Source organism: Salmonella sp. 741265050_HSA (assembly GCF_046569445.1).
GTDB classification, from domain to species: domain Bacteria; phylum Pseudomonadota; class Gammaproteobacteria; order Enterobacterales; family Enterobacteriaceae; genus Salmonella; species Salmonella enterica.
In genome coordinates this window covers 110,310-135,917 of sequence record NZ_JBKFSV010000005.1, presented here as the reverse complement: position 1 = coordinate 135,917, position 25,608 = coordinate 110,310, and the positions used below count along the sequence as shown (strand labels likewise).

General features: G+C 52.2%; 24 protein-coding genes. 14 read left to right on the top strand and 10 right to left on the bottom strand.

What is annotated here, in order from left to right; translation table 11 throughout:
• Positions 1-39: 39 nt before the first annotated feature.
• Positions 40-720, bottom strand: a complete 681-nt coding sequence (gene dpiA / locus ACLD4F_RS12600) for a two-component response regulator DpiA (RefSeq protein WP_000138781.1) — start codon at positions 718-720, stop codon at positions 40-42.
• Positions 689-2,350 (bottom strand): sensor histidine kinase DpiB, encoded by a 1,662-nt coding sequence (gene dpiB / locus ACLD4F_RS12595; protein WP_079945110.1) that lies wholly within the window; start codon positions 2,348-2,350, stop codon positions 689-691. Before dpiB ends, dpiA begins: the two co-directional genes overlap by 32 nt.
• A gap of 384 nt (positions 2,351-2,734) precedes the next feature.
• Between dpiB and citC the strand changes: the two genes are divergently transcribed.
• The 9 genes from citC (at position 2,735) to rnk (ending at position 11,033) form a co-directional block, all read left to right on the top strand.
• Positions 2,735-3,811, top strand: coding sequence for a [citrate (pro-3S)-lyase] ligase (gene citC / locus ACLD4F_RS12590; protein WP_000467874.1), 1,077 nt, complete (start codon positions 2,735-2,737; stop codon positions 3,809-3,811).
• Entirely contained in the window at positions 3,808-4,104 is a 297-nt protein-coding gene (citD, locus tag ACLD4F_RS12585; protein WP_000700679.1) for a citrate lyase acyl carrier protein, read from the top strand. The genes citC and citD overlap by 4 nt, the downstream gene beginning before the upstream one ends.
• A complete protein-coding gene (locus ACLD4F_RS12580) occupies positions 4,101-5,009 on the top strand; it encodes an aldolase/citrate lyase family protein (RefSeq protein WP_079944451.1) in 909 nt (302 codons plus the stop codon). The genes citD and ACLD4F_RS12580 overlap by 4 nt, the downstream gene beginning before the upstream one ends.
• Positions 5,010-5,018: 9 nt before the next feature.
• Positions 5,019-6,548, top strand: a complete 1,530-nt coding sequence (gene citF, locus ACLD4F_RS12575; protein WP_000192323.1) for a citrate lyase subunit alpha — start codon at positions 5,019-5,021, stop codon at positions 6,546-6,548.
• 3 nt (positions 6,549-6,551) lie between these two features.
• Positions 6,552-7,103 carry a citrate lyase holo-[acyl-carrier protein] synthase gene (gene citX, locus ACLD4F_RS12570; RefSeq protein WP_001236064.1) on the top strand — a complete coding sequence of 184 codons (552 nt, stop codon included), beginning with the start codon at positions 6,552-6,554 and terminating at the stop codon, positions 7,101-7,103.
• The gene (citG, locus tag ACLD4F_RS12565; protein ID WP_079944453.1) at positions 7,075-7,971 is read left to right on the top strand and encodes a triphosphoribosyl-dephospho-CoA synthase CitG; all 897 of its coding nucleotides are present in this window, start codon (positions 7,075-7,077) and stop codon (positions 7,969-7,971) included. Before citX ends, citG begins: the two co-directional genes overlap by 29 nt.
• 37 nt (positions 7,972-8,008) lie before the next feature.
• Entirely contained in the window at positions 8,009-9,472 is a 1,464-nt protein-coding gene (gene citT, locus ACLD4F_RS12560; protein WP_000059039.1) for a citrate/succinate antiporter CitT, read from the top strand.
• A 109-nt stretch (positions 9,473-9,581) separates the two neighbouring features.
• On the top strand, positions 9,582-10,388 hold the full coding sequence (gene rna, locus ACLD4F_RS12555) for a ribonuclease I (RefSeq protein WP_001529051.1): 807 nt from the start codon (positions 9,582-9,584) through the stop codon (positions 10,386-10,388).
• Positions 10,389-10,622: 234 nt separating this feature from the next.
• The gene (rnk, locus tag ACLD4F_RS12550; RefSeq protein ID WP_000089748.1) at positions 10,623-11,033 is read left to right on the top strand and encodes a nucleoside diphosphate kinase regulator; all 411 of its coding nucleotides are present in this window, start codon (positions 10,623-10,625) and stop codon (positions 11,031-11,033) included.
• 84 nt (positions 11,034-11,117) lie between these two features.
• On the opposite strand, the gene ACLD4F_RS12545 is transcribed toward rnk, so the two are convergent.
• A complete protein-coding gene (locus ACLD4F_RS12545) occupies positions 11,118-12,356 on the bottom strand; it encodes a zinc-dependent alcohol dehydrogenase (RefSeq protein WP_079944454.1) in 1,239 nt (412 codons plus the stop codon).
• A 222-nt stretch (positions 12,357-12,578) separates the two neighbouring features.
• Between ACLD4F_RS12545 and uspG the strand changes: the two genes are divergently transcribed.
• On the top strand, positions 12,579-13,007 hold the full coding sequence (gene uspG / locus ACLD4F_RS12540; protein ID WP_000278499.1) for a universal stress protein UspG: 429 nt from the start codon (positions 12,579-12,581) through the stop codon (positions 13,005-13,007).
• 67 nt (positions 13,008-13,074) lie between these two features.
• Here the strand turns inward: uspG and ACLD4F_RS12535 are convergent, their stop codons facing one another.
• From ACLD4F_RS12535 to ahpC, 6 genes are all read right to left on the bottom strand, one after another.
• Entirely contained in the window at positions 13,075-13,842 is a 768-nt protein-coding gene (locus ACLD4F_RS12535) for a dimethyl sulfoxide reductase anchor subunit family protein (protein WP_000417102.1), read from the bottom strand.
• A complete protein-coding gene (locus ACLD4F_RS12530) occupies positions 13,842-14,399 on the bottom strand; it encodes a 4Fe-4S dicluster domain-containing protein (RefSeq protein ID WP_001250381.1) in 558 nt (185 codons plus the stop codon). The genes ACLD4F_RS12535 and ACLD4F_RS12530 overlap by 1 nt, the downstream gene beginning before the upstream one ends.
• Positions 14,396-16,675 carry a molybdopterin-dependent oxidoreductase gene (locus ACLD4F_RS12525; protein ID WP_079944456.1) on the bottom strand — a complete coding sequence of 760 codons (2,280 nt, stop codon included), beginning with the start codon at positions 16,673-16,675 and terminating at the stop codon, positions 14,396-14,398. The genes ACLD4F_RS12530 and ACLD4F_RS12525 overlap by 4 nt, the downstream gene beginning before the upstream one ends.
• On the bottom strand, positions 16,668-17,228 hold the full coding sequence (locus tag ACLD4F_RS12520) for a molecular chaperone (RefSeq protein WP_000377444.1): 561 nt from the start codon (positions 17,226-17,228) through the stop codon (positions 16,668-16,670). Before ACLD4F_RS12520 ends, ACLD4F_RS12525 begins: the two co-directional genes overlap by 8 nt.
• Positions 17,229-17,560: 332 nt before the next feature.
• Entirely contained in the window at positions 17,561-19,126 is a 1,566-nt protein-coding gene (gene ahpF, locus ACLD4F_RS12515; RefSeq protein ID WP_079944457.1) for an alkyl hydroperoxide reductase subunit F, read from the bottom strand.
• Positions 19,127-19,367: 241 nt separating this feature from the next.
• Complete coding sequence (gene ahpC / locus ACLD4F_RS12510; protein WP_000052802.1) at positions 19,368-19,931, bottom strand: alkyl hydroperoxide reductase subunit C; 564 nt, start codon at positions 19,929-19,931, stop codon at positions 19,368-19,370.
• Positions 19,932-20,371: 440 nt separating this feature from the next.
• On the opposite strand from ahpC, the gene dsbG reads away from it, so the two are divergent.
• The 4 genes from dsbG to ACLD4F_RS12490 all read left to right on the top strand — a co-directional run bounded on the left by dsbG (position 20,372) and on the right by ACLD4F_RS12490 (position 24,327).
• Positions 20,372-21,118: a thiol:disulfide interchange protein DsbG gene (gene dsbG / locus ACLD4F_RS12505; protein ID WP_079944458.1), complete on the top strand. Its 747-nt coding sequence runs from the start codon at positions 20,372-20,374 to the stop codon at positions 21,116-21,118.
• A gap of 315 nt (positions 21,119-21,433) precedes the next feature.
• Positions 21,434-22,336 (top strand): DNA-binding transcriptional repressor CitR, encoded by a 903-nt coding sequence (gene citR / locus ACLD4F_RS12500; RefSeq protein ID WP_076726238.1) that lies wholly within the window; start codon positions 21,434-21,436, stop codon positions 22,334-22,336.
• A 165-nt stretch (positions 22,337-22,501) separates the two neighbouring features.
• Positions 22,502-23,737, top strand: a complete 1,236-nt coding sequence (locus ACLD4F_RS12495) for a phosphoadenosine phosphosulfate reductase (protein WP_076726236.1) — start codon at positions 22,502-22,504, stop codon at positions 23,735-23,737.
• Positions 23,710-24,327 (top strand): IbrB-like domain-containing protein, encoded by a 618-nt coding sequence (locus ACLD4F_RS12490; protein WP_001164755.1) that lies wholly within the window; start codon positions 23,710-23,712, stop codon positions 24,325-24,327. The genes ACLD4F_RS12495 and ACLD4F_RS12490 overlap by 28 nt, the downstream gene beginning before the upstream one ends.
• On the opposite strand, the gene ACLD4F_RS12485 is transcribed toward ACLD4F_RS12490, so the two are convergent.
• The gene (locus tag ACLD4F_RS12485; RefSeq protein ID WP_076726233.1) at positions 24,328-25,488 is read right to left on the bottom strand and encodes a pyridoxal phosphate-dependent aminotransferase; all 1,161 of its coding nucleotides are present in this window, start codon (positions 25,486-25,488) and stop codon (positions 24,328-24,330) included.
• Positions 25,489-25,608 lie beyond the last annotated feature (120 nt).

Below are 25,608 nucleotides of genomic sequence, written 5' to 3'. Positions count from 1 at the left end.
GGGCGAGGGAAAACATCGCCCCGGCATCTTAAACCAGGCTTAGCCGCCGTGGTAAATACGCTGCGGCCTGCCCACTTTGCCATGAATAATCTCTGCGACAATCAGGTGCTGACTCGCGCAATATTCCAGGTAGCGTCGGGATGTGGTGCGGCTTATCGTTAAGGCCTGCGCGACCGTTTCAGCCGTGTGGCGTACGGTTGGATCGGCAAACAACTTCATCACCGCATTAAGGGTTAAGGCATCAATACCTGTCGGCAAATCCCCTTTCGGTTCGCCGCGCGCATAGGCGTTGAACATTTCATCTATCTGCTTCTGGCTTGCGCTATCCACGCTCGCCAGCATACGTCTGCGCTGTTGATAACGGGTCAGCGTCTGCCCTAAACGTTCATAAGCAATAGGTTTAACCAGATAATCAAACGCGCCGCTACGTACCGCTTCCGCTACCGTCTCCATGTCACTGGCGGCGGTCGTAAACACGACGCCGCCAGGATAGCGCGACTGCATTAATTCATGCAGCAGCGTAATCCCCTTCCCATCCGGCAGATAATTATCCAACAGAATTAATCCAGGTTTGAACCGGTCAATCATCATTCTCGCCTGCGCCAGATTGCCCGCCAGCCATATCTGCTTAAAGCCAGGAATATGGCGGATATATTCTGCGTGCATCTCCGCCAGCAGCGTTTCATCCTCAACGATCAATAGGGTTAATGGTTCTGTCATCGTTTTTTTTCACTTTCGGAAGGAATAAAGAAAATAAGGTGCCACAAGGATCATTGTCTTCCAGTGTAATGACCCCGCCACAGCGCCCCACATAACTTGCAATCAGATATAACCCGATACCATGCTCACCGGGTTCGTCGGTTCGGGTACTTACGCCCTGTTCAAAAATTTTTTCCCGCAGCGCTTCAGGAACGCCGCAGCCCTGGTCGGCGACCTCTATCACCACCTCGTCGCCCTCGTCGCTCAGGAAAAGTTCGATGGTATTGTCGCCTTCTTGTGTACGCAAACTCGCTTCAAACGCGTTATCCAGCAGATTACCGACGATGGCGGCGAACTCCGTACTATCCAGCCCCTCCGGCAGTTGATGTAGCTGGCTGCCGGGAACAATCACCATCTTGAGCCCCAGTTCACGCGCGCGCTGAACTTTGCCAAACAGCAAACCGGCCACCTGACGATCGGCGAAGGCGCCGCGTAAACTATCAATAAGTTGCTGCTGCGCCTGCGACTCACCCTGCACCATCTCTCTGACCCGATCATACTCTTTCATTTGCAGCAGGCCGTTCAGAGTCGACATCCAGTTCAGGTGCTCATGGCGTAGCGTGCGCAGGCTCTCAACATACTGTTTAATCTGGGTTAGCTGCGCGTTCAACGTCGCGATTTCATCTTTGCTGCGAAAACTAATAATAGCGCCCAGCAGCTCTTCGCCGGAACGGATAGCCTCACGATTGGCGATGACGCTCAGGCCATTGAAGTTGGTCACCACATCCTGGCGTCTTTCTGCGATCTGGCAGGTAAAAAAGTCTGCCGGATTGACGACTTCCGCTATCAGCTTGCCCAGCCACTGACGCCCCGGCGACGGCAGCCCCAACATTTTTCTCGCATTGCGGTTAATCGCGGTGATATGTCCCTCCGGATCAACGGCGATCAGACCTTCATAAACCGAGCTAAACAACGCCTCCTGCTGGCGTACCACGCGCGCAATCTGTTTCGGCTCCATGCCCAGCATTTGTCGGCGGATATGCGCGGCGAAAAACCAGGAAAGCAGCATTAATACCACCAGCAACAGGACAAAAACCCCCGCCATCGGTAATAAGAAGTCCAGCCGCCAGGAGTCGATTTTACTGACCAGATAGCCAATTGAAACAACGCCGATCACGTTGCCTTCGTTGTCAAAGATAGGCGTTTTGGCGCGCATCGCCATCCCTATTGAGCCCTTACCGGTAATGAAATAACTTTCTCCTCTTTCCAACGCGCCGGGTTTCGTAAACTGCATGGGATAGCCGATTTTTTCCGGATTCGGATGGTAAAGCCGGATCGAGTGGCGATCGCCTATCACCACATAGTCAAAATCCGTCCCGCGCTGCAGTTTATTCGCAATTATCGCCAGGCGTTTATAGTCCCGGTTTTTTACGGCGGCGATAATGCTGTCGTTAGAAGCAATAATTTTTGCCTGATTCATCGCCATATCACGAACATGGGACGCCAGATAATCTTCGAAACTGGCAGACAAATATTGTGCTAACGCTGCCACGATGAAAACAGAAACCACCAGAATGAGCAGAAAAATACGTAACGGAAACGCGAGTTGCCGAAAAAAAGGAAACAGCTTTTTATTTTTCTGATAGGACATTAAGGTTCCTTATGGGTATTTCTCTGCAGATTTATCGCAAATGTAATAAAAATGTTTTCAGCATCTTGAAGCCTATAAAAACCAATCGTTACAGATTCCCCACATTAAATCAATTAAACAACTAAAACCCATCGCCGGAATGGCGATTAAATTAATTAAAAAACTTAAAACCATAAAACACTTAAAAACCATCTAACGCTTTGTGAAATAAATCAAAATTTACCGCCAAAATACTCCTTACGATGTATACGTCAGAGAGAAAAATAAATAACTCGTTATAAAAATACTCCCACTCTGACTGAAAAGAAAAAGTTATCAAGTTGCAACACAGTGCAACATATACAGAAAAGCGGCAACAAGCATATCACCAGGATATTTCTTACTATGTTTGGCAATAATGTATTCACTCGGGTAAAACGCTCTGAAAATAAAAAAATGGCGGAGATCGCTCACTTTCTCAAAGAGAATGATTTAAGCGTCGATACCACTGTAGAAGTGTTTATTACCGTCAGCCGTGATGACCGTCTTATTGCCTGCGGCGGTATTGCCGGAAATATCATTAAATGCGTGGCCATTAGCGAATCAGTACGCGGCGAAGGCTTAGCGTTAACGCTGGCGACGGAATTGATTAATCTCGCCTGGGAACGGCACTGCACCCATCTTTTTATTTATACCAAAACGGAATACGAAGCGCTGTTTAAACAGTGCAGCTTTTCGACGATAGCCAGCGTCCCCGGCGTGATGGTCTTAATGGAAAATAGCGCGACCCGGTTGAAACGGTATGCGGAATCGCTGGCGACATTACGTCACGAGGGAAAGAAAATTGGCTGTATTGTGATGAACGCCAATCCTTTCACGAACGGCCATCGCTATCTGATCCAACAGGCGGCTGCGCAGTGCGACTGGCTGCATCTGTTCCTGGTCAAAGAAGATACGTCACGCTTTCCCTATGAGGACCGACTCGATCTGGTCCTTAAAGGGACTACCGATATCCCGCGCTTAACCGTTCACCGCGGCTCCGAATACATTATTTCTCGTGCGACGTTCCCCTGCTATTTCATTAAAGAGCAGAGCGTCATTAATCACTGTTATACCGAAATCGACCTGAAGATTTTCCGCCAGTATCTGGCGCCCGCGCTTGGCATCACACACCGCTTTGTCGGTACAGAGCCGTTTTGCACCGTTACCGCCCAGTACAACCTTGATATGCGTTTCTGGCTGGAGACGCCAACGCTTCCCGCCCCACCCATTACGCTGGTGGAAATAGAGCGGCTTTGCTTCCAGGAGACGCCGATATCCGCCTCCTGGGTACGCAAGCTGCTGGTTAAACACGATCTCACGGCTATCGCGCCGCTGGTTCCCGACGCCACCCTGCGCTATTTGCAGGGCATGGTCGAACGCCATCCGGGCAGCGCGGCAGCCCGTCAAAAGTCCCCCGTATTAGCAACAGGTGAAAAATGAAAATAAACCAGCTAGCCGTCGCAGGCACGCTTGAGTCCGGCGATGTGATGATACGCATTGCGCCGCTCGATACGCAGGATATTGACCTGCAAATCAACAGTAGCGTTGAAAAACAGTTTGGCGAGGCCATTCGCGCCACCATCCTGGAGGTGCTTTCTCGCTACGACGTGCGCGGCGTACAACTGAACGTCGATGATAAAGGCGCTCTGGACTGCATTTTGCGCGCCCGACTGGAAACGCTACTGGCGCGCGCCAGCGGTATTGCCGCTCTGCCCTGGGAGGATCGCCAATGATTTCCGCCTCTCTGCAACAACGTAAAACCCGCACCCGCCGCAGTATGTTATTCGTACCGGGCGCCAACGCGGCGATGGTGAGCAATTCGTTTATCTACCCGTCCGACGCGCTGATGTTCGACCTGGAAGACTCCGTTGCATTACGCGAAAAAGACGCGGCGCGCCGTCTGGTATATCACGCGCTGCAACACCCGCTTTACCGTGACGTCGAAACCATCGTCCGCGTGAATGCGCTGGACTCCGAATGGGGCGTCAACGATCTGGAAGCGGTCGTGCGCGGCGGCGCGGACGTGGTGCGTTTACCGAAAACCGACACCGCGCAGGACGTCATTGATATCGAAAACGAAATTCTGCGCATTGAAAACGCCTGCGGTCGCGAACCGGGCAGTACCGGCCTGTTAGCCGCCGTGGAATCGCCGCTGGGTATTACCCGCGCGGTAGAAATCGCCCACGCCTCTGAACGGTTGATCGGGATTGCGCTGGGCGCGGAAGACTATGTTCGCAACCTGCGCACCGAACGCTCTCCGGAAGGCACCGAACTGCTGTTCGCCCGCTGCGCCATTTTGCAGGCTGCGCGTTCCGCCGGCATTCAGGCCTTCGATACCGTCTATTCCGACGCCAACAACGAAGCCGGTTTCCTGCAAGAAGCCGCCCACATTAAACAGTTGGGCTTTGACGGTAAGTCACTGATCAACCCCCGCCAGATAGAGCTGCTGCACAACCTTTATGCGCCGACGCGTAAAGAGGTCGCCCATGCGCGTCTGGTCGTTGAAGCCGCAGAAGCCGCCGCCCGCGAAGGTCTTGGCGTCGTTTCCCTTAACGGCAAGATGGTCGACAGTCCGGTGATTGAACGCGCCCGTCTGGTGCTCTCCCGTGCAGAACTTTCCGGTATTCGCGAAGAATAAGGCAAAAAAATGACGCAGAAAAATGAATCTCAACGCCAGGATCGCGTAGCAGCCTGGAGCCGTCACGCTGAAAGCGAACTAAGCGCTTACCAAAGTGCGGCAAAATTGGATCTACAAGCGCAAAAACCGCGCGACCACAAACTGTGCGCCAGCCTGGAAGAGGCCATCCGCCGTTCCGGTTTACGCGACGGCATGACACTCTCTTTTCACCACGCGTTTCGCGGCGGCGATCTGACGATTAACCTGGTGATGGAAACCATCGCGAAGATGGGCTTCAAAAACCTGACCCTGGCCTCCAGTTCGCTAAGCGACTGCCATGCGCCGCTGGTTGAACACATTCGTAACGGGGTGGTCAGTCGCATCTATACGTCAGGCCTGCGCGGCCCGCTGGCGGAAGAAATTTCTCGCGGCCTGCTGGCTGAGCCGGTTCAGATTCACTCCCACGGCGGTCGTGTACATCTGGTACAAAGCGGCGAACTCAATATTGATGTTGCGTTTCTTGGCGTGCCCTCCTGCGATGAATTCGGTAATGCTAACGGTTATACCGGCAAGGCCTGTTGCGGTTCACTGGGCTACGCGATGGTGGATGCCGACAGCGCGAAGCAGGTCGTGATGCTGACGGAGCAACTGCTGCCGTATCCGCATAACCCGGCAAGCATCGCTCAGGATCAGGTTGATCTGATCGTGCAAATCGAAGAAGTCGGTGATGCAAACAAAATCGGCGCTGGCGCGACCCGCATGACCACTAATCCGCGTGAACTGCTGATCGCCCGCAGCGCGGCGGAAGTCATTGCTCACTCCGGCTACTTCAACGAAGGTTTCTCCCTGCAAACCGGCACTGGCGGCGCATCGCTGGCGGTCACCCGCTTCCTGGAAGACAAAATGCGTAGCCGCAACATTGTGGCTAATTTCGCGCTGGGCGGTATCACCGCCACCATGGTCGACCTGCATGAAAAGGGCTTAATCCGCAAACTGCTTGACGTTCAGAGCTTCGATCGTAACGCTGCGCAATCTTTGGCCCGCAACCCGAACCATATCGAAATCAGCGCTAACCAGTACGCCAACTGGGGCTCTAAAGGCGCTTCCGTCGACCGTCTGGACGTGGTGGTACTGAGCGCGCTGGAAGTCGACACCCACTTCAATGTTAACGTGCTGACCGGCTCCGACGGCGTTCTACGCGGCGCGTCTGGCGGTCACTGCGATACCGCCGTCGCGGCGGCGCTGTCCATCATCGTCGCGCCGCTGGTGCGCGGTCGCATCCCAACGCTGGTTGATAACGTCACCACCTGCGTCACACCAGGCTCCAGCGTTGACATTCTGGTCACCGATCACGGTATCGCCGTCAATCCGGCGCGTCCGGAGCTGGCTGAACGCCTGAAAGCAGCGGGAATGAAAGTGGTATCGATTGAGTGGCTGCGCGAACGCGCGCAACTGCTTACCGGTCAGCCCCGCCCTATCGAATTCACCGACCGCGTGATTGCTGTCGTGCGTTATCGCGACGGTTCAGTGATCGATGTGGTGCATCAGGTGAAGGAATAAGCCATGCGCCTGTTTCCTGAACTCGCCACCTGTCACGACGTTTCTATTCCTGAGCTGCTCGCCAGCCGGGATGAGAGACAAGCAAGACAGCGCGCCTGGCTAACGCGCCACGCCACTCCACTGGTCTCCTTTACCGTGGTGGCGCCAGGCCCGATAAAAGACAGCGCGTTAACCCGCCGGATCTTTAATCACGGCGTGACTGCCCTGCACACGCTGGCAGAAGAGTATGGCTGGACCATCCGGGAGCAGGCTGCACTGGCTTCCGCCAGCGGGCCGGAAGGGCTGCTGGCGATTGACGCGCCCGCTCAGGCGCTCAAACAGGCGACCATCGCGCTTGAACAGCGTTATCCACTGGGGCGCCTGTGGGATATCGATGTCCTGACGGCGGAAGGCGAAATACTCTCCCGCCGCCATTTCGCGCTTCCCGCCCGCCGCTGTCTGCTGTGCGGGCAAAGCGCGGCTGAATGCGCGCGGGGTAAAACCCACGCGCTGACTGATTTACTGACTCATATGGAGGCGCTGCTGCATGATGCCGATTCCCGCCAACCCGACTAACGCCTCCATTCAGCCTCAGTCGCTGTATGACGCCTGGGCCGATTTGGCCTGGCGCGCCATGCTGACCGAGGTAAATTTATCGCCAAAACCCGGTCTGGTAGACCGACTAAACTGCGGCGCACACAAAGATATGGCGCTGGTGGATTTTCACCGCAGCGCGGAGGCGATTCGACACTGGCTGCCGCGCTTTATGGAATATGGCGCCAGCTGCACGCGCCTGCCGCCAGAGTCAGTTCTGGCGGGCCTGCGTCCATTGGGGATGGCCTGTGAAGCAGCGATGTTTCGCGCAACGGCGGGCGTCAATACCCATAAAGGCAGCATTTTCTCGCTGGGGTTACTGTGTGCCGCCATTGGCCGCCTGTATCAGCTACGCCAGCCGATCGCCGCAGAAACACTCTGCGCTACCGCCGCCGATTTTTGCCGCGGCCTGACCACGCGCGAACTGCGCCAGAACAACCTACAGCTCACCGCAGGTCAGCGGTTGTATCAGCAACTGGGATTAACCGGCGCGCGCGGCGAAGCGGAAGCAGGCTATCCGCTGGTCATCCGCCACGCGTTGCCGCACTACCGCGCATTGCTGGCGCAGGGGCGCGATCCGGAACTGGCGCTGCTTGATACCTTACTGCTGCTGATGTCGCTTAACGGCGATACCAACGTCGCGTCGCGCGGCGGGGCGGACGGTCTGCGCTGGTTACAGCAGCAGGCTGCGGTCTTATTACAGCAGGGCGGCATACGGACGCCTGACGATCTCGTTTATCTCCACCGGTTCGATCAGCAATGCATTGAACGCAATCTCAGCCCAGGCGGTAGCGCCGATCTGCTGATCGTGACCTGGTTTTTAGCGCAAATTTCGCAAGTTAATCATTAACACAATTATAGAAAATATCCTTTCCGGAGAGTCATTTATGTCTTTATCCAAAGATAATATATGGAAGTTGTTGGCCCCATTAGTGGTGATGGGCGTCATGTTGCTAATTCCTGTTCCAGATGGTATGCCGCCGCAGGCCTGGCACTATTTTGCGGTTTTCGTCGCGATGATTGTCGGTATGATCCTGGAGCCGATCCCGGCGACAGCGATCAGTTTTATCGCCGTAACCATTTGCGTTATCGGCAGCAATTACCTGCTATTTGACGCTTCAGAACTGGCCGATCCGGCGTTTAACGCCAGTAAACAGGCGCTGAAATGGGGGCTTGCCGGTTTCTCCAGCACCACGGTCTGGCTGGTTTTCGGCGCGTTTATTTTCGCGCTGGGCTACGAAGTGACCGGGCTGGGGCGCCGCATTGCGCTGTTTTTGGTAAAATTCATGGGTAAACGCACGCTGACGCTCGGCTATGCGATTGTCATTATCGATATTTTGCTGGCGCCGTTTACTCCCTCCAATACGGCTCGTACCGGCGGGACTGTCTTCCCGGTCATCAAGAACCTGCCGCCGCTGTTTAAATCGTTTCCAAACGATCCTTCCGCACGCCGCATCGGCGGTTATTTGATGTGGATGATGGTGATCAGTACCAGCCTGAGCTCTTCGATGTTTGTCACTGGCGCGGCGCCAAACGTGTTAGGTCTGGAGTTCGTCAGCAAGATCGCCGGCGTCCAGATTAGCTGGCTGCAGTGGTTTCTCAGCTTTCTGCCGGTGGGGATTATTTTACTGATCGTTGCGCCGTGGCTCTCCTATGTGCTTTATAAACCTGAAGTGACCCACAGTGCGGAAGTCGCAGCCTGGGCTGGCGGCGAGTTAAAAAACATGGGGCGTCTGTCCCGCAAAGAGTGGACGCTGATTGGCCTGGTGCTGCTTAGCTTAGGATTGTGGGTTTTTGGTGGAAAAATCATCAACGCCACTGCCGTGGGTCTGCTGGCCGTCTCGCTGATGCTGGCGCTGCATGTTGTGCCGTGGAAAGACATTACGCGCTACAACAGCGCCTGGAACACCCTGGTGAACCTCGCTACGCTGGTGGTCATGGCTAATGGCTTAACCCGCTCCGGCTTTATTGACTGGTTCGCCAATACCATGAGTACACATCTGGAAGGTTTCTCGCCGGATGCAACCGTCATTGTACTGGTACTGGTGTTCTATTTCGCACACTATCTGTTCGCCAGTCTTTCCGCTCACACCGCGACCATGCTGCCGGTTATTCTGGCGGTGGGTAAAGGCATTCCGGGCGTTCCGATGGAACAACTGTGTATTCTGCTGGTGCTGTCTATCGGTATCATGGGCTGTCTGACGCCGTATGCCACCGGCCCTGGTGTGATTATCTACGGCTGCGGTTACGTGAAATCCAAAGACTACTGGCGGCTTGGCGCAATCTTTGGCGTTATCTATATCGCGATGCTGTTGCTGGTGGGCTGGCCGATTCTGGCAATGTGGAATTAAACATTACGCCAACGTAGGTTAAAAATGATGCCGTTCAGGTTCACCTGAGCGGCATTTTTTATGATTAAATGGGTAACATTCATAATGTGTATAAATTATCGAATTCATCATGAACACAATATGGCATTACAGCCCGCTGCTGGCTGCCCTCTTAACCCCGATTTTTGCCGCCAACGCCGACGAACTTCAGGCGCAACAGTACGGTGATTTCACTGACTATGTGCTGGCGCTTTCCTGGCAAACCGGTTTTTGTCAAAGCCAGCATGAACGCCGCCATCGGGAACCCGATGAGTGCCGTCTGCAAAAAGAGCCAGCCAACAAAGCAGACTTTCTGACCGTCCACGGCTTGTGGCCTGGATTACCCAAATCTATCGCCGCACGCGGTGTTGACCAGCGACGCTGGCAGCGCTTTGGTTGTGCGACGCGGCCAATCCCGAATCTGCCTGAAGTCAAGGCCAGCCGGAAATGCTCCGCCCCCGCCCCCGGACTTTCGCCTGACATCGCGGCAGCGCTTAAGGAAGTGATGCCCGGCGCGGGGGGGAATTCCTGTCTGGAGCGCTACGAATATGCCAAACATGGCGCCTGTTTCGGGTTTGATCCCAATGCCTATTTCGGCACCATGATACGGCTGGATAAGGCGATAAAAGACAGCGCGCTGGGGCAGTTTCTGGCGGATAATTACGGCAAAACCGTTAGCCGCGCTGAGTTTGATAGCGTCGTCGCACAAATGTGGGGCCAGGATAATGTCAAAGCCGTTAAAGTAAACTGCCATGGCAATCCCGCCTATTTAACAGAGATTCAGTTTTCACTAAAGGCGTCGATGATTAACGCGCCGCTCTCCTCTGCCTCATTTCAGCCGCAGCCGCATCCCGGCAACTGCGGGAAACAGTTTATTATCGATAAAGCCGGTTATTGACGAAGCAGAGGTTTAAAACCGTAGCCACATTTGAGAACACGCCCGAATGTAGACTAAAATTCACTCAAGGCTATGACGTTTGAGGATTTACCCGAATGTGAACTAAATCACTTCAAAGACGGGGGAAGTCTCAGTATCATCATGAGAGTTAAACCCTCGCCGCCAGACGGTGAGGGTTTTCTTTTGGGACCATTTACCTGCACTACTCGCAGTATCGATGACATGGAGTAAGAAATGTCCAGACCCACTATTATCATTAACGACCTTGACGCCGAACGTATTGATCGTCTTCTGGAACAGCCTGCGTATGCGGATCTGCCGATTGCCGACGCGCTCAACGCCGAACTGGATCGCGCGCAAATGTGTTCGCCACAAGAGATGCCGAACGATGTCGTCACCATGAACAGCCGCGTTAAATTCCGCAATTTGAGCGATGGTGAAACACGCGTGCGGACGCTGGTGTACCCCGCCAATATGACGGACAGCAGTACCCAGCTTTCGGTAATGGCGCCCGTCGGCGCAGCGTTGCTGGGACTGCGCGTCGGCGACACCATTCACTGGGAACTGCCGGGCGGCGCCTCCACCCATCTCGAAGTGCTGGAACTCGAATATCAGCCTGAAGCCGCGGGCGACTTCCTGCGTTAAACCCCATCTGCATAAGCGTTAATGCGTTTACACAGAGGATGCCTGCGCATCCTCTTTCCGTTAGCCCTTTCATTTCTGCCTGCTTCAGACAACGCCGCCTGGCATCGGGTTGATTACTCCCGTCGCCTGTTTCTGCGCCGCTTGTGCCGACATCGCTCCCGGCACCAGGATAACCTTCCGGCACTCTTCTTTGCGTTTTTCGAAAATTTCGTAGCCGCGCGCCGCCTCTTCAAACGGCATATAGTGCGTGACAATCTCCTCCGGCTTCAGCAACCCTTTTTCAATAAGCGGTAATAATTCCCCCAGCCACGCGTGAACATGGGTTTGACCCATTTTAAAAGTTAGCCCCTTATCAAAGGCGTCGCCGAATAAAAAGCCGTGAATAAAACCGGCATACACGCCGGGCACGCTGACCACGCCGCCGCGTCTGACCGCCGCGATACATTGTCGCAGCGCTTTGCCGCTGCTGCCTTCCAGTTTAAGGTTCGTCAGCACCGTCTCCGTCATGCTGCCTTTCGCTTCAAAGCCTACGGCATCAATTACCGCGTCCACGCCGCGGTGTCCTGCCGTCTGCCCGATGATTTTTTCCGCCGGATCGTTCTCATCATCAAAGTTGATCGGTATCGCGCCGTAACGTTCTTCGGCGAAACGCAAGCGCCAGGCGTGGTGATCAACGACGAAGATCTGCTCCGCGCCCAGCAGTCGCGCACAGGCGATAGTCAATAATCCTACCGGCCCTGCGCCAAAAACCGCCACGCTGGAACCTTGCTGAATCTGAGCATTTTTTGCCGCCTGCCAGGCGGTAGGCAAAATATCAGAAAGAAACAGCGCTTTATCGTCAGATAACAGCGGCGGCACCTTAAATGGACCGACATTACCTTTTGGCACGCGAACATATTCGGCCTGTCCGCCGGGAACGCCGCCATACAGATGGCTATACCCAAACAGCGCCGCCGGTGGCGGGATCTGTTTTTTATTCATCGCCGCGCCGTGTCCGTCGTTAGTGTTTTCACACGCTGAATATTGCTGTAGCCGACAGAAAAAGCAGTCACCACAGGCAATGACAAACGGGATAACGACCCGATCCCCTTTCCGAATATTCTTTACATCATGTCCGGTTTCCACCACCTCGCCCATAAACTCATGGCCGAAAATATCGCCATGTTTTACCTGGGGGATCTTGCCGCGATAGAGATGCAAATCAGATCCGCAAATCGCGGTGGCGGTAACACGCAAAATGATATCGTCAGGCTGCTCAATGCCGGGATCGGGTACGTTTTCAACCTTTACGTGATGTGGACCGTGATACGTCAATGCTTTCATGCCGCCTCCGGGGTAACGGTGAATGTTGCGTTCGACTATAAAAGGGTAGCTATCCCGGAGAGACTGCCGGCAAAACAGGCGGCTTTAGGATTTTTCCTGGAAAATACACGACTTTTTTAGCGCCAGGTTGCCGCAATATTTAAAATTGCCAGACAAATAGCAGAAAGAAATATTATTATATGCTTGAATAAATTCAGCATTGATTAACAGGGAGTAACGGGTATGTATAAGACAATCATTATGCCGGTTGATGTTTTTGAAATGGAACTTAGCGATAAAGCCATTCGCCACGCTGAGTTTCTGGCGCAACAGGATGGCGTCATTCATCTGTTGCATGTACTGCCTGGGTCCGCGAGCATGAGTCTGCACCGCTTTGCCGCCGACGTGCGCCGCTTTGAAGAACATTTACAGCATGAGGCGGAAACGCGTCTGCAAACGATGGTGGGACACTTCAGTATCGATCCTTCACGAATTAAAACACATGTTCGCTTTGGTAGCGTGCGCGATGTCGTCAATGAGATGGGCGAAGAACTGGATGCGGATGTCGTGGTAATCGGTTCGCGTAATCCGTCCATCACGACACACCTGTTGGGGTCTAACGCCTCAAGCGTGGTGCGCCATGCGACGCTGCCAGTATTGGTTGTGCGTTAACCCTGGTGGCTAAAAACTGACACGCCCTGCCAGGTCACGCCTGGCAGGGCTTTTTACTGCATCATCGTTAGTACAAATGCCCGATATTCACAATAGTACTCACCGTGTCGCCAAAAAAGACCAGCCGACTCAGAAATACGCCAACGAATAACAAGACGAACAGGAGTTTCGGGCGCGAATCACCGTGACGGCTGGCGACAAAAGCGAGCGCAAGGCAAACCAAGCTTGCCAGATAAAACGGGGAAGCCAGCCATGAACGCGCCGTCATCTGCATGACCGTTCCCCCGCTTAACCACACCAGCGGCGCCGCGATAAGTACCGCGATACACACCACAATTCCCTGGCGTAACGCAGGAACGGCAGGCCTGAGTTTTAACAGCGGAATCGCCGCGCAACCCATGACCCATACCGTAATAAAAAATAACAGCATGGTAAACCCATTAGCGATAGCTACCATCGCTGGCGCGGCGTAGGTCATCCCCTGCACCGCCACCAGTAACACGCCGAACACGGAGGCGATAAGAGCCATCGCTTTATGTCCCTTTGCCAGGAACGTTACGCCGACCGCTGCGCCAAACAACGTGGCGCCAAGGATTTCCCGACTTAACCAGGCATGTCGCAGGTTAATCAGCGCATTATAAGCGCGATCGGGATGCGCCAGATGCAGAATCGCGGCAATAGACGCCAGTGCCAGCACCAGCCCGGTGGCCAACCAATAGAAACGCTGGCCTTCCACTTCACCACGCAGCGTACGCCATGTCAGTACCAAAGCCATCCCGACAGACATCTGGCTTAATACCGTAAAAAACACCAGCGGCAGTTCATATTTTTCCATTACTTGTCCTCCGGCTGCTTAGGCTGGCGCGCCAGAATAAAGCGCGTTCCTGGATTGAGCTGTGGCATATGCGGGAACCCTGGCGGATACTGCACCGCATTATCGGGCACAGGATCGGCATCCAAATCGATAATCGACAAGGCGCCCACCGGACAGGCGTTTACGCACGCCGGATTCATACCGATATCAAGACGCTCGTAGCACATACTGCATTTTTCCGCTTTACGCGTCTCTTCATTAAAACGCGGCGCGCCATAAGGACAGTTACGAATACAGTTTTTACAGCCGATGCAGCGCTCAGGGTTATGCACCACCACGCCATCTTCACGTTTGGTATAGGCTTCGACCGGACAGGCGGCGACGCAGGCCGGATGTTCGCAGTGGTTACAGGCCAGCGAGTAAAACGCCCGCTCTTCATGTGGATAGATGTCTTTATCCAACGGATAAACGTAGCGCCAGAAGCGATCCGGCTCCAGTTGGTTAAAGCTTTTACACGCCATAGCACAGCCGCGGCAGCCGATGCACTTATCGCTATTCACTAAAAACGCACGTCTCATGCTACGGATTCCCCTTTACCGATCAATACAACGTCAGCAAACTGACTGTGGATAGCGGCGCCCGGCGCGCCAGTTTTCATCAGCCCCATATCAGCAGGCGTATCGGCCACGACGTTTTGCACGTTGTACTGCCGTTTCGGGAACCACGCTTCATACATCACCAGAAAATCTTCCGGCACGTTGGTGGTGACTTTTGCCCGCAGCTCAACTTCACCGGTGCCATTGAAAACTTTGACCAGATCGTTCTCGCTGATGCCTTTTTTCTGTGCGGAAGAAGGGTGGATATAAACGAACGGTTCCGGGTAGAACACCTGCATCCAGTCCAGGTTGATAAACTGCGAGTGCAGGCCAAACTGCACGTGCGGCGTAAACAGATGGAACGGCAGTTTGCTCTCGGCTTCCGGTTTGTATTCCGGCAGCGCGGTGTGGCCGTTTTTCTCCGCCAGTTCAGATTTAAATTCATACTTGCCTGACGGCGTTTTGAACTTGCGATCGTACCAGGCGGCAGAACTTGGCAGGATCGCTTTTTTCGGCCCGTCCAGCAGATCGTCCCAGGAAGAGATGCCGAACATTTTCGCCATACCGTCGTTGAACTCCTGATCCAGCCAGCGCTTGTGATCGAACTCTTGCGGGAAGGTACAGGAACCCGGCGCCATCTTATTAATGGTGCGCGACAGCATGGTAGCGATTTCAAGGTCGCATTTTGCTTCATACATCGGCTTAATCGCCGGCTGATTAATGGAAAGCCAGTAGTGCCAGTAAGAAGCATCCACGTTCCACTCTTCAAACGCGGTGGTAACGGGCAGCACGATATCAGCGTGTTGCACCGTTTCGTTGAAGAACTGTTCGGCGCAGACCACCATTTCCAGTTTTTCAAACGCTTTTTTCATCTTGCTGCGATCGAAATCCTGGGCAAACGGGTTTTTACAGGCGACCCACAGCATACGAACCGGCGGATCGTTGGCCTCCAGAATCCCCTGCGCCGTCTGGTTGATATTCAGAGAGCGATCGGAGTACTGCACGGCGTCGCTGCCAGCGGCAGCCCCGAATTCACTGGTGGTGCCCGCCGCTCCCGATATGCCAATGGCGCCCTCCGGCGGCTTCTGCAGCATGGCGTTATAGTTAAAGCCCCAGGTATGCAGATGGCCATAACGCGCGCCGCCGCCTTCGACACCAATGTTGCCGGACATAGCGACAAAGGCATCGATAGCGCGGACGTTGGCGCCGCCGTTGACATGACGCTGCATCCCGTAACCAATCCAGACCGTGGCCGGCTTAACCGCCGTAAACTCTTCCGCCAGCTGGCGAATGACATCCGCAGACAGGCCGCAGATTTCTGCCGCCCATTCCACGGTGACGTTATTGCGCAGATAGGCTTCAAATTCCGGATAGCCGTGAGCATCATTGTTGACAAAATTCTGATCCACCAGGCCTTTATCCACCAGGTGGCGCGCCATCCCCAGCGCCAGCGCGCCGTCTGAGCCTGGCCGTACGCGCAGGTAGAGATCGGCTTTGGCGGCAGTCTGCGACAGCAGCGGGTCGATAACCACGACCTTCGCCCCTTTCTCGCGCGCCTGATAGATGTACTTCATACTGTGCATTGAGCACCAGGCCGGGTTGGCGCCCCAGATAATGATGTATTTCGCTTTCACCATATCTTCCGGGTCGTTACACCACATGTCGCCCATGTCGTAGTTTTGCGCGTCGATGCCGGCAGGCCAGCACGGCGTACCGGCAAAACGGGTGGTGTAGCCAAGCGAGGACATCATCCCTTCAACGGCATAGTTCAGCACGCCAAACTTACCGGAATATTTGGTCAGCGCCAGACCGAGCATAGAACCGTCTTTTTTCTTAATCTCCAGCATCTTGGCGGCAATGCGCTGCATCGCCTCTTCCCATGAGATGCGACGCCAGTTGCCGCTACCGCGAACGTCCTGCGCCATGGGATATTTAATACGATCGGGGCTATAAACCCGGCGCGGATAGCTTAGCCCTTTGACGCAAGGGGTACCGTGAGTAAATGTTGATTCCGGCGCACCTTCCACGAAAGTAATGACCCCGTCCTTTACCCACGTCTTGAGGCTACAGGTGTCATAGCAGTTACGCGGACACGCGTTACGATAAATTTTGTACGTTTTAGGGTTAAAGGGAACAGGCGGCTGCGCAAACGCGCATCGGGAGGTCAGTAATCCTCCGGGTAAAGCCGCAACGGCGCCCAGCGCCACTATCCCCTTTAAAAAAGAACGTCTGTTCAGATGTCCCGTCTCATTACTCATATTGATACTCTCGTTTTAATTCATCAAGCCAATAAAATAAGATGTCCGCCACCGTATATAACGTGGTCGTTTGTGCATGAGTTTTTATTTTTTCGATATATAATGGCACCCACTTTGTTAAATAGTTATTGATATATTGAGTGAGGGTAGAGCGGTATTGTGACGTTTGCCGGGTATTAGCCAGTAATAGTGTGGTCAATTCCAGCACGCAGGAAATATGATCGTCAGGAATATTGCTTTCCTGATTAACCGATAATCCCAACGCTGCCATAAACTCCCGTATCTCCAGCGTCGCCTTTCCCATCACCAGCGCATCCTCTTCCAGATACACTGAAGCGAAAGGCGCAGCCAGCAGCTTGCCAGGACCGACGAATAGCGCATTAAAGTCATACTCCGCCTCCAGCCACGCTCGGTCGGTAAGGTTTACCGCAGCAGTGGGATTTAATCTCACGTAGGCAGATTTCAGTGAACGACTATCATGAGAATTAAAAAAATCACGCAATGTAAGCCCTGTTTTTTCTAATTCCGTCAGTGATTCATAGATTGAATCCATGAATAAATAACCTCACATACAAATGCAATATAAATCAAGAAAAAAGAATGGGCATGTTAACGGAAGCGCTTAATCTTTCTTTGATAAAAAAACAGAAAAATTCCAGTTAAATCCGTAGAAGGCTTTTTTATTGTTTCAAAGTTTAAAAACAGAAGACCGTTGAAATAAAAAACCGTCTGTTATTAACAGACGGTTTCAGAGTATTGATAATGAAGAAGGTGTTTTAGCCGGCGGCGTTCCCCGGGCATAAACACCGCAGGCCCGAATAGCTTACACTATCGGGCCATTTACGATGGCCAGTTAACTGACCTTGCAGGTGTGCTTACTTCTTTTTATGCGATTTTGGTACGAATCAGATAATCAAAGGCGCTCAACGAGGCTTTCGCCCCTTCGCCTGTGGCGATGATAATCTGTTTGTAAGGAACGGTGGTACAATCGCCTGCGGCGAAGACGCCCTTAACGCTGGTTTCACATTTGGCGTCAATAATGATCTCGCCCATGCGGTTACGCTCAAGCGCGCCTTCCAGCCAGTGGGTATTCGGCAACAGACCAATCTGCACAAAAATCCCTGCCAGCGCGACGCTATGAATATCGCCGCTGACACGGTCACGATACTCCAGCCCCACCACTTTCGAACCGTCGCCCTTCACTTCTGTCGTTTGCGCATTCAAAATGATATCGACATTTTTCAGGCTACGCACTTTGTCCTGTAGCACCTGATCCGCCTTCATCTCCGGCGCGAACTCCAGCAACGTAACATGTTCTACAATACCTGCCAGATCGATAGCCGCTTCAACGCCAGAGTTGCCGCCGCCGATGACCGCCACACGCTTCCCTTTAAATAACGGACCGTCGCAGTGCGGGCAATAGGTGACGCCTTTGGTGCGATACTGATCCTCGCCCGGCACATTCATATTGCGCCATTTCGCGCCGGTGGCGATGATGATACTGCGCGCTTTCAATACTGCGCCGGACGCCGTTTCAATCTGATGCAGGCCGCCTTCTGTCGCGGCCGGAACCAGTTTACTTGCGCTCTGGCTGTCGATAACGTCAACGTCATAATCGCTGACATGCGCTTTCAGCGCGCCCGCCAGTTTCTGGCCTTCGGTTTTCGGCACTGAGATATAGTTTTCGATATCCACGGTATCCAGCACCTGACCGCCGAAGCGCTCGCCCATCAGACCGGTACGGATGCCTTTGCGCGCCGAGTAGACCGCTGCCGCCGCGCCCGCCGGGCCGGAGCCGACAATCAGTACGTCATACGCATCGCGTTTGTTCAGCGCTTCCGCCGCGCGTTTTTCTGCGCCAGTATCCACTTTAGCGACAATCTCGGTCAGAGTCATACGTCCCTGGCCGAACTCTTTACCGTTAACAAATACCGCCGGAACACCCATCACGCTACGTTCGGTGATTTCGTTCTGGAAGGTGCCGCCATCAATTGCCGTATGTTTAATACGCGGGTTCAGCACCGCCATCAGGTTCAGCGCCTGCACTACGTCCGGGCAGTTATGGCAGGAGAGTGAATAATAAGTTTCGAATTCAAAATCGCCGTCAATATCGCGAATCTGCTCCAGCAGCGACTGCGCTTCTTTTGACGGATGACCGCCGGTCCACAGCAGCGCCAAAACCAGCGAGGTAAATTCGTGGCCCAGCGGAGAACCGGCAAAGCGCGGCCCCTGCTGAGAACCTGGATTCGTAATCAGGAAAGACGGCTTGCGCACCGGCAGAGTATTGTCTTCTTTAAACGTGACTTTGTCGGACAGCTCGGCGATTTCAGCCAGCAGTTCCTTGATTTCCGCCGATTTAGCGCTGTCATCCAGCGTGGCAATCAGCTCAACAGGTTTGGTCAGTTTCTCAAGGTAAGCCCTGAGCTGGGTTTTCATATTTGTGTCGAGCATTCTTCTTCCCTCTCTGAAAACATCATCATGCAAGCCGACTTCGCGGGACTGCATTAATGCAACTTGCGTCATGGTGCTGAAATGAAATGGGCGCGGGTGCGCCCATGACTGAAACAATTTCCAAAGTATTTCACGTCAGAGTAAGGCGGCCAGCCTGAGAATCCCCGTGAGCTTACTGAAGTAAGTGACCGGGGTGAGCAGGCGACGCCAACGCAGCTATGGCGTGAAAGGCGACGGAAATTTAGATTTTACCGACCAGGTCTAAAGATGGAGCCAGAGTCGCTTCACCTTCTTTCCATTTCGCCGGGCATACTTCGCCTGGGTGAGCGGCAACATACTGTGCTGCTTTAATTTTACGCAGCAGGTCAGACGCGTCACGGCCGATACCTTCAGCGGTAACTTCGATCGCCTGGATGATACCCTGCGGGTCAACAACAAAGGTCGCACGGTCTGCCAGACCTTCATCTTCACGCATGTTGTCGAAGTTACGGGTCAGGGCGCCAGTCGGGTCGCCGATCATCGCATATTTGATTTTTGCGATAGTTTCAGAGCTGCTGTGCCATGCTTTGTGCGTGAAGTGAGTATCGGTTGAGACGGAATAAACGTCTACGCCCAGCTTCTGCAGTTCTTCGTAATGGTCGGCAACGTCACCCAGTTCAGTCGGGCAAACAAAGGTAAAATCGGCCGGGTAGAAGAAGAAGACGCTCCAGCGGCCTTCGGTATCTTTCTCGGTGACTTCAATGAACTCACCGTTTTTGAACGCCTGGTTTTTGAAAGGTTTGATTTTGGTGTTAATTAAGGACATCTATACTTCCTCCGTGTTTTCGTTGAGGAGTAAGTTAACGAAATTTTGCTGATTCGGCTAATGCGTTTCCATTATCAAATCAATAAGCGTTAACTAACAACCCGATTCGGGCGACATTGTGAACACTGCGCCCTGTCAGCCATCTAAAGTAAAAAGGCCGCCTGACAGGCGGCCCCATTACCTGAACTACCCGCAGGTAACTTCAGAGCCAGTACGACTCGTCTTGCAAATTACAGACGTATTGTCTGCAACTCGAAATCCATAGCGTATATGCTGGCTAAGTGTTGCGCTCTACATTACCTTAACAAAGGCTGTAACAGCGAAAAGGATTACATCACCCCAGCATAGAAAGGGCAATCCTGGCACGCCAGCTCTTACCTATGTCTGTGATAGGCATCATCATTAATACTCTTTTCGCTTTGATCTTAAAAGGAAAAAATATGATTAAACGTACATTGCTGCTTGCTATGCTGCCCATTCTCGCCCACGCGGAAGAACTGCCTGCGCCGGTTAAAGCCATTGAAAAACAGGGCATCACTATCCTGAAATCCTTCGAGGCGCCGGGGGGCATGAAGGGCTATCTCGGAAAGTATCAGGATATGGGCGTCACGATTTACCTGACGCCGGACGGTAAACACGCGATTTCCGGCTATATGTATAATGAAAAAGGTGAAAATCTTAGCAACGCCCTGATAGAAAAAGAGATCTATGCGCCCGCCGGACGTGAAATGTGGCAGAAAATGGAAAAAGCGTCATGGATACTCGACGGTAAAAAAGACGCGCCGGTGGTGCTGTATGTCTTCGCCGACCCTTTCTGCCCCTATTGTAAGCAGTTTTGGCAGCAAGCTCGCCCGTGGGTCGAATCCGGCAAGGTACAATTACGTACGTTACTGGTGGGCGTGATTAAACCGGAAAGCCCGGCCACAGCCGCAGCGATTTTAGCCGCGAAAGACCCGGCGAAAACCTGGCATGACTATGAAGCCTCCGCAGGAAAGATGAAGCTGGAGGTTCCGGCGTCCATCCCCCCGGCGCAGATGAAAGTCATTAATCAGAATGAGCAGTTAATGGACGATCTTGGTGCTAACGCGACGCCAGCAATTTATTACATGAATAAAGATAAGACGTTGCAACAGGTTGTGGGTTTACCGGAAAAAGCGCAACTGGACGCCATGATGGGGCAGCCTTAACGCATAAATTAGCAAGGCAGGAGCTTAACCGTACCACGCCCGATAGCGCTGTGTTTGTCGGGCCAACCTCCTCCTGGCATTAACGCGACGCCAGACCAGCATGTCATCCGGCACAGCCTTTTAGACTAACGGCGTGATTATATAAGTGTCAGTTATGACAGCCTTTACTGTAATTATTTACTCGCTAAAATATTCATAACTGTGGTATTTTAGTTTAAATAAACTCTACATTAAGTTTAATAAACATAATTCTGGTAAATTATTGAGATTAAGTCATAATCATGGAAGATACCATGATTATGCCAGGAAGATACTATGGCTAACCTTTACGACCTTAAAAAATTTGATCTTAACTTGTTGGTTATATTTGAATGTATTTATCAACATTTAAGCATTAGCAAAGCGGCAGAAACTCTCTATATTACACCTTCTGCCGTAAGCCAGTCATTGCAACGCCTGCGCACGCAATTCAATGACCCTTTATTTATTCGTTCAGGCAAAGGAATTACGCCTACCGTAACAGGCATTAATTTACATTATCATTTAGAAAATAACCTTAACAGCCTGGAACAAACTATTAATATAATGAATCAGTCCAGCCTGAAGAAAAAGTTTATTATTTACAGTCCACAGCTGTTGATCACCCAATATGTGATGAAATTAGTTGAATATATCCGCAAAGATTCACAGGTTGAAATTGAACATCACGATATTTTGACCACTGACGAACAGCCTGAAGATCTTCTTGCCTACCGCAAAGCAGATATTGTGGTTTCAATGGCCCCACTCAATAATCGTTCTATTGTTTGTACTCACTTTAATAAGGTGGAATGTATCCTGGCTTGCAGTGAAAACCATCCCCGGCTAGGTGAAACCGCAACTATCGACGAAATTCTACAAGAGTCATTTACGCAATTCGTCGCCCGGGAAAACGATATAAAAGAGCATCATTCACTTATCCATAATATGCTGGGGGAAAGAATAATTGGTTTCAGAAGCAAATCGCTGATAACCATCGCCAACGCCATCAGCGCCACGGAGCTTATTGGTTTTTTACCACAATCACTTGTTGACTATTACTCATCCACTATCAAACTTAAAAAAATCACCATACCTTTTACCATTGCTCCCATACAACTCTATCTTATGTATAATAGAGCTTCGCTGAATAATAGCGGATTTACTGAGCTCATTGAGCAAATAACAAAAAAGCATTAATAAGAAGGTCAGATAACGAATATTAATATAAATTCAATGTATATATTTATATAATGCATTTATTTAATAAATATAATAAAGCATTGCAAGTTCATCTAATCAGCTTATCCTTTATGTTAATTATTTCGAATATACTGTAGTTAACACATCGGAGACTATCCAGAGATGTCGGTTTATAAAGTTCCGCTTGAGCAAAATGTTCTGGAAGCGGCTCAAGAGCGTATAATGTGGACCCTGGAAACCTTACCCCGGGTCTGCGTCTCATTTTCTGGTGGTAAAGATTCAGGACTTATGCTGCACCTGACGGCAACGTTGGCGCGCAAAATGAATAAAAAGATCCACGTTCTCTTCATTGACTGGGAAGCGCAATTCTCCTGTACCATCGCCTATATTGAATCATTACGTGAATACTACGCGGACGTTATTGAGCGTTTTTATTGGGTCGCATTACCCTTAACCACACAAAATTCCCTTTCACAATACCAGCCGGAGTGGCAGTGTTGGCAGCCGGGTGCCGACTGGGTACGACAACCGCCAGAAGATGCGATTACCGATCCGGCCTTTTTTTCCTTTTATCAACACGGCATGACCTTTGAACAGTTCGTTCGCGATTTTGCCGACTGGTTTTCAGAAAAGCGTCCTGCCGCTATGCTGGTCGGTATTCGTTCCGACGAATCCTATAACCGGTTTGTCGCTATTGCTAACTCGCATAAGCTGCGCTTTGCCGACGATAAGCCCTGGACCACGTTAGCCCCCAGGGGGCACACCTGGTATATCTACCCCATCTATGACTGGAAAACCGCAGATATCTGGACCTGGTTTGCCAAAACAGGTAAACCATGTAACCCTTTGTATAATTTGATGTATCAGGCTGGCGTACCGGCCCGTTACATGCGTATTTGTGAACCGTTCGGCCCGGAACAACGGCAGGGGCTATGGCTGTATCATGTTATCGAACCTGAGCGCTGGGCGGCCATGTGCGCCAGAGTCAGCGGCGTACTCAGCGGAGGAATATACGCCGGGCAGGACAGCCATTTTTACGGCCACCGGAAAATTTTAAAACCCGATCACCTTAACTGGGAGGAGTATGCGCTGCTCCTGCTACACAGTATGCCTGAAGTCACTGCCGAACATTACCGTAATAAAATCGCCGTTTATTTGCAGTGGTATAAGAAAAAAGGCATGAACACCATCCCACAGACGCAGCAGGGCGATATCGGATCGCGGGATATTCCGTCGTGGCGGCGGATCTGCAAAGTATTACTGAACAATGATTACTGGTGCCGGGCGCTGTCATTCAGTCCGACAAAACCTAAGAATTACCAGCGTTATAACGAACGTATGAAAACTAAACGCCAGGAATGGGGGATCTTATGCAACACCGACTCACAACCGAAATAACTCACTTTCTCTCTGAACTGCCTGAAGAAGAGAGAATCGCCGCCATTAATGAATTTAGAATGGCGATACATAGCGTTAGTCCTTTTCGCGATGAGCCTGTCGATTGTGTCCTGTGGGTGAAAAACGATCATATTTCGCCTAATGACTACAACCCGAATAACGTTGCGCCGCCGGAGAAAAAACTGCTGCTGAAATCGATTGAACAAGATGGATTTACTCAGCCGATAGTGGTGGTAAAGGCCGATGCCGAGGAATACGAGATTGTGGACGGTTTTCACCGTCATGAGCTGGGCAAAGGAAAAGCGGCCCTGAAAAGGCGTCTGAAAGGCTACCTGCCGATAACATGTCTGGACAGAGAACGTCACGAACGCATGGCGGCAACCATTCGGCATAACCGCGCGCGCGGGCGCCACCAGATCCACGCCATGTCAGAAATCGTGCGCGAACTTTCTCTGCTAGGCTGGGACGAGAGCAAAATCGGCCAGGAGTTAGGTATGGACGCCGATGAAGTCCTGCGCCTAAAACAGATCAATGGCCTGCAGGAGCTTTTTGCAGACCGTCGATTCTCCAGAGCGTGGACGGTTAAATAACTACAGTTTACACAGGCGATCTGCGGCGGCCAGCAGCGTTGATTCCTGTTTAGCGAAACATAAACGTATAAGCTGATGCGGGAAAGGGGCGGCGCAAAAGACAGAGAGCGGAATAGCGGCGACACCGACTTCTTCGGTTAGCCACTGACAAAACTCAACGTCATTTAGCGTCGACACTGCGCTGTAATCGATTAACAGAAAATAGGTACCTTCACAGGGCAGCACTTTTAATCGGCTTTGCGCCAACGCGTTAACCAGCACATCGCGTTTTTTCCGGTAAAAATCGGGTAATGCGCGATAGTGTTCCGGCGCGGCGCGCAGCATATCCGCCAACGCCAGTTGCGCCGGCGTATTGACGCAAAACGTCAGGTACTGGTGAACTTTGCGTATTTCGGCGCTAATGGCCGCAGGCGCAACGCAGTAACCAATCTTCCATCCTGTCATATGAAAGGTTTTACCAAACGATGAAACGGCAACCGCCCGCTCTCGTAACTGAGGGTGCGCCAATACGCTGGCATGACCTTCGATGGCAAAACAAATATGTTCGTACACTTCATCGCTTAATACATAAATTTCCCGCTCGCCGATAGCCTGCCACAGCGCCTCGATATCCGCCTGACGCCAGACGGTAGCGGTGGGATTATGCGGCGTATTGAGGATCACCAGCCGCGTACGCTCGCTAAGCAACGCCGAAAACGCCTGCCAGTCGACGCGAAAATGCGGCGGCGTAAGCGCTATGCGTTTTAACACGCCGCCGGAAAGCGCCACGGCCGGGGCATAGCTGTCGTAACTGGGATCGAAACAGATAACCTCATCCCCTGCCCGCACCAGCGCGGTAATCGCCGCATACAGCGCTTCTGTCGCGCCCGCCGTGACGGTGATATCACTGACGTCATCGGGTCGATAACCATATATTTCCGCCGTTTTATCGGCAATGGCCTCCCTCAACGCCTGCGCGCCCGTCATCGGCGCATATTGATTCGCGCCCTGCGCGACATGATAAGCCAACCGCTCGTGCAAATAACGAGGACCATCAAAATCAGGGAAGCCTTGCGATAAATTTATTGCCTGATGTTTCTGCGCCAGCGCGCTCATTTGCGTAAAAATCGTGGTGCCAAGATTGGGTAATTTACTTTTTGGAATCAGTGGGTTATTTCTCATTATCTTCATACCCGCCAGTGATGTGGTTGTTGACACACTATCACAGGGTGTTAGTATTTGGCAATCAAGACGTTTAGATGTCTAAATATAATAACAACGGTGAGAAGACCCTAAGGACAA